The sequence below is a fragment of the Mesorhizobium sp. genome (assembly GCF_024509055.1).
Lineage (GTDB): Bacteria > Pseudomonadota > Alphaproteobacteria > Rhizobiales > Rhizobiaceae > Mesorhizobium.
In genome coordinates, this window is the sequence record NZ_JANINM010000129.1 from 1 (window position 1) to 4,381 (window position 4,381).

The 4,381-nt window shown below is 61.6% G+C and carries 4 protein-coding genes; 1 reads left to right on the forward strand and 3 read right to left on the reverse strand.

Features of this window, described 5'->3' with window-relative positions; genetic code table 11:
• The 3 genes from Q0L57_RS06935 to Q0L57_RS06945 form a co-directional block, all read right to left on the reverse strand.
• Nucleotides 1-692 (reverse strand): MFS transporter (locus Q0L57_RS06935; RefSeq protein WP_296739943.1); only part of this gene is annotated, 692 nt, incomplete at its 3' end.
• A gap of 538 nt (nt 693-1,230) precedes the next feature.
• Nucleotides 1,231-1,860: a hypothetical protein gene (locus Q0L57_RS06940; RefSeq protein WP_296739946.1), complete on the reverse strand. Its 630-nt coding sequence runs from the start codon at nt 1,858-1,860 to the stop codon at nt 1,231-1,233.
• Nucleotides 1,861-2,127: 267 nt separating this feature from the next.
• Nucleotides 2,128-2,874 carry an IclR family transcriptional regulator gene (locus Q0L57_RS06945; protein WP_296739949.1) on the reverse strand — a complete coding sequence of 249 codons (747 nt, stop codon included), beginning with the start codon at nt 2,872-2,874 and terminating at the stop codon, nt 2,128-2,130.
• 155 nt (nt 2,875-3,029) lie between these two features.
• Here Q0L57_RS06945 and Q0L57_RS06950 point away from each other — a divergent pair.
• On the forward strand, nt 3,030-4,381 hold a 1,352-nt coding region (locus Q0L57_RS06950), incomplete at its 3' end, for a transaminase (RefSeq protein ID WP_296739951.1).

Sequence of the window (4,381 nt, forward strand, 5' to 3'; positions counted from 1 at the left end):
GAGGTCATCAGGCCGGCGCGCCAGATGCGCGTGTCGGTGCGCAATTCGCTGACCTGGCGCCAGGTCGAGCGGAAGATTTTCTTGTCGATGACGAGGTTGGGCGCCGCCGAACCCGTCGACGGGATGTAGCGGCTGACGAGCCAGCAGCCGACCGCCAATGCCATCATGATCGGCCCGAACACGACGACGCCGATGCCGTCGGCGGAGACGACGCCGCCGGCGATGGTGCCGCCGAGAATCGCGGCGAAGGTCGCCGATTCGATCCAGGCGTTGGCCTTGGGCAGTTCCTTGCGCTCGAGATGGTCCGGCAGGATGCCGTATTTGATCGGCCCGAACAGCGCCGAGATGATGCCGAACATCAGCAGCGCGGTCATCAGCACGGGAATCGAAGACAGCGCGATGCCGACGACAGCGACCGCCGCCGCGGCGATCTCGGTGAATTTCAGCCGGCGGGCGATCAGCGCCTTGTCGAAGCGGTCGGCGATCTCGCCGCCAAGCGCGGAAAGCAGCAGGAACGGCGCCATGAAGATTGCGCCCGCCAGGGTCACCAGTGACGCCGCCTGGTCCTTCGCCAGCGTGAACAGAATGAGGAACACCAGCGTGTTCTTCAGGAAATTATCATTGAAGGCCGAAAGGAATTGCGTCCAGAAGAGCGGCGCAAAGCGCCTAGACATCATAAGATGGTCGTTCATGGCAACTTCCATTGGGCAAGCCCGTCAGAAATCCAAATGGATTGGGCGGACACTTGCACGGTTTGAGCCTCGTTGTATCGGAAAGGGGATTAAGCTTCGTTACTGAGATTGATTCCAATCCATTTGTTTCTTGTTCTTGGCGTATCGCGTCTTCTGTCTGTCGTTTTGAAGGCGCTCGAGAACTTGCGCGCGCGGCTGTCGGTGATCATCGATATGATCCTTCGGTTCCTGGCTTGTTTATGCCGGCGTCTGCCTGTTCCAGGCGTATACGATCAACCGGCGCTCCTCCGTCGCGGCGCACCTACGTCCGCCGCGCTCCTCCATGAACATTGTTCATAGGTGCACAATAGCACATCGTGAACGGCGTTCAAGAGAAAAATGAACGATGTTCACTGGTTGGGTGGTGTGGTTAACGGTATGGAACGCAGGAGCGGAAGGGCATGGTGATCACGCTCACCTTGAGCCTTGAAGGAGCGCGAAATTCAGGGCCCGATCTATCTCGTAGAAGCCGAGACGCCGCGCGGCGCTCCAGACAAACTTAACTGCCCGCAGAAGGTTCGGCACGAGTATGTCGCTGCATGACCCCTTCCACGTCCATGATCTTGTCAAATGATTTCATTCGCGCTGATGGCATGTACGCATGCCCCATGCCGTAGAGGCCGCCTAAATTGGTGACGAATCCGCTCCGCAAGCATGATGCTGCGTAGCCGTCGGCGTCATCCCGGGAAATTCCGTGTTCGTTGTGAAGAATGGCCAAACACGCTAACCAGAAGTTACCGTCGTTTGGTATCTTGAAATCAAACTTTCTTGCTTGCCGCTGGATAACGCCAAGCAGGATGACCTCTTCGCGTCGCAGGCTCGCAAGACTATCCGCGATCGCCAGGAATTCGTCCGGATAGAAGGAGGGTGAGGCGGGTTGTCCGGCAGCGACTGCGGCAAGCAATCGAAGATTCAACCGTGCCGTTCCCTCTATCGCTGCCCGCATATAGCGCATGGTGACAGCTGCTGCATCCTCGGGTGCGATGTCTGCACTCTGCTTTGATCCGAGTTTCAATTCTTCAATCAAAATGTCTCGTGCACGAGTTACCCGCGCATCAAGGAGCTTGTTAAGGGCGAAGGTTCCGGCAGACGTCGCTCCCCCGGAAACCCCGAAGCTCAAATAGGTCAAGTAGTCTCCCACAAGCGCGGGGATCAAATCCGTCAACCTCAAGGCTGGCTCTCCGTCGCTGGATTGAGAGGGCTAGAAAATGGCTGGCAGATCATTTGAAACACCGATTTGTTTCGCACTCAAGGCGCTGATCCTGACTGCTTGCCTGACTTTCCTTGGCCACACTAAGCGTCCGGGACCTGCCAATAAGGATACTCGGCTAGGTCTCTCCCCACTCAATAGCGACCTATGAAATATAGTTGTCCGGGACGTACGAACGAGTAGGTTTTACGCCTCTCCGGTCAGCCGCGCGGAGACCAGCCGCGCCGCCCTGGACGCAGCCTCTCCCTGGCTTGCCGCGACTATGTCATCGACACGCGAGACGGGGGAGGCCACCGCCAGCGCCCCGATCGGATTGCCGTCGGCGCCAAGGATGGCGGCGCCGATGCTGTGTACGCCTTCCTCATAGCCCTGCGCACCGCGTGAATAGCCGCGCGAGACGGCGAGGGCGATGGCTTTCACCAGATCGTCCGGACGCGTCATGGTGTGCGGCGTGAAGGCTTGCAGCGGTTTTTCGAGATAGGCACTCACCGCCTCCAGGCGCGAAGCGGCGAGGAAGGCAATTCCGGACGCCGTGCCGTGCAGCGGCAGCACCTGGCCGACATCGACATTGACGCGATTGGCCTTGGCCGAAAGCTCGACATGCACGGTCAGCAACGCGCCGGCGCTGAATTCCGACAGATGCACCGTCTCGCCGGTCTCGAGCGACAACTCCCGGATCACGGGCGCGGCGAGCCGCACGAACGGGAAATGCGCGTCACGGATGCGGGCGAGCCGCGACAGGCCGGCGCCCAGCCGGTAGCGGCGGCTATGCGGCTCCTGCTCGATCAACCGGTGCGCAGCGAGCGCCATCAGAAGCCGCCTGGTCGTAGCCTTGTCGAGGCCAGCCTTGCGGGCAAGGTCGGATAGCCCGATCTCAGGCTCACGGAGCGTGAACAGCTCCAGCAGCGACGCCGCCTTGCCCACCGTGCTCATTGGAAATCTCCGAGATACTTCGCATGTGAATTAACTTGACAGAAGCTGATCTGCCCGGCAATCTCTCTACAACATACAAACCGTCGGTTCAAATAATGAACCGACTTGGGAACACAAAGCGCCCAAGAAAAGTGCGCCAGGGAGAGTTCAGCGCCGTGACGGCTGCCAGCAGAAGAGATTCGCAACCCGCGACGATCGAAGAGCTGCTTGACCGCGAGCAGGCGCGTTTCCTTGACACGCATCCCCGCTCGGCGGCGGCCTGGGAAGAGGGCAGGAAGCATTTCCTCTATGGCGGGCCGTCGCACTGGATGCGGCGCTGGGCCGGCGGCTTTCCGGTTTATGCGGCTTCCGCGCGCGGCGCGCATATCCATGACATCGACGGCCACGACTATGTCGACTTCGCGCTCGGCGACACCGGCGGCATGTGCGGCCACGCGCCCGAGGCGGTGACGCGCGCCGCGTTTCACCAGCTGCAAAACGGCACCACCATGATGCTGCCCACCGAGGACAGCCTCTGGGTCGGCGCTGAATTGGAGCGCCGCTTCGGCCTGCCTTACTGGACGCTGACGACTTCGGCCACCGACGCCAATCGCGGCGCCATCCGCATCGCGCGCATGATCACCGGCCGCCCCAAGGTGCTGGTCTTCTCCGGCTGCTATCACGGCGGCGTCGAGGAAGCGCATGTCGAGATCCGCGACGGCAAGATCGGCATGCGCAACATGATCCATCCGAACGGCGTCGATCATTCCGCCGTCTCCCGGGTGGTCGAGTTCAACGATGTGGCGGCGCTCGAGGAAGCGCTCTCGCATGGTGATGTCGCCTGCGTGCTGACCGAGCCGCTGATGACCAATTTCGGCATGATCCCGGTCGCCGAAGGCTTCCATACGGCGCTGCGCGATATCACCCGTCGCACCGGCACGGTGCTCATCATCGACGAGACGCACACGATCTCCAGTGGCCCGGGCGGCTATACCGCCCTGCACGGCCTGGAGCCGGATATCCTCGTTGCCGGCAAGGCGATCGCCGGCGGCATTCCGGCCGGCATCTTCGGCGTCTCGCAGGAAATCGCCGAGCGACTCTGGGCAATCGTGCCGATGGTCAACCCGCGTGTGCGCCAGTCGGCGCATCTCGGCATCGGCGGCACGCTGGCCGGCAACGCGCTCACCGTCGCCACCATGCGTGCCGTGCTGGAAGAGGTGCTGACGCCAGCCAATTTCGAACTGATGATCGCCAACGCCACGCGCCTCGCAGAGGCGGCATGGGGCGTCATTCGAACCAACGACTTGCCCTGGCATGTGACGCAGGTGGGCGCCCGCGCCGAGATCATGTTCATGTCCAGGCCGCCACGCAGCGGCGCCGACGTCATCGCCGGCCGGCGCGGCGATCTCGAGACCTTGCTGCACGCCTTCTACATGAACGAAGGCATATTGGTGACGCCGTTCCACACCATGTTCCTGATGTGCCCGGCGACATCGCCGGCCGATGTCGATCGCCACACGGAAGTCTT

Bases quoted from the DNA above. Each gene is read 5' to 3' on its own strand.
- Q0L57_RS06945 (WP_296739949.1), bottom strand. From the start codon at position 2,874: ATGAGCACGGTGGGCAAGGCGGCGTCGCTGCTGGAGCTGTTCACGCTC.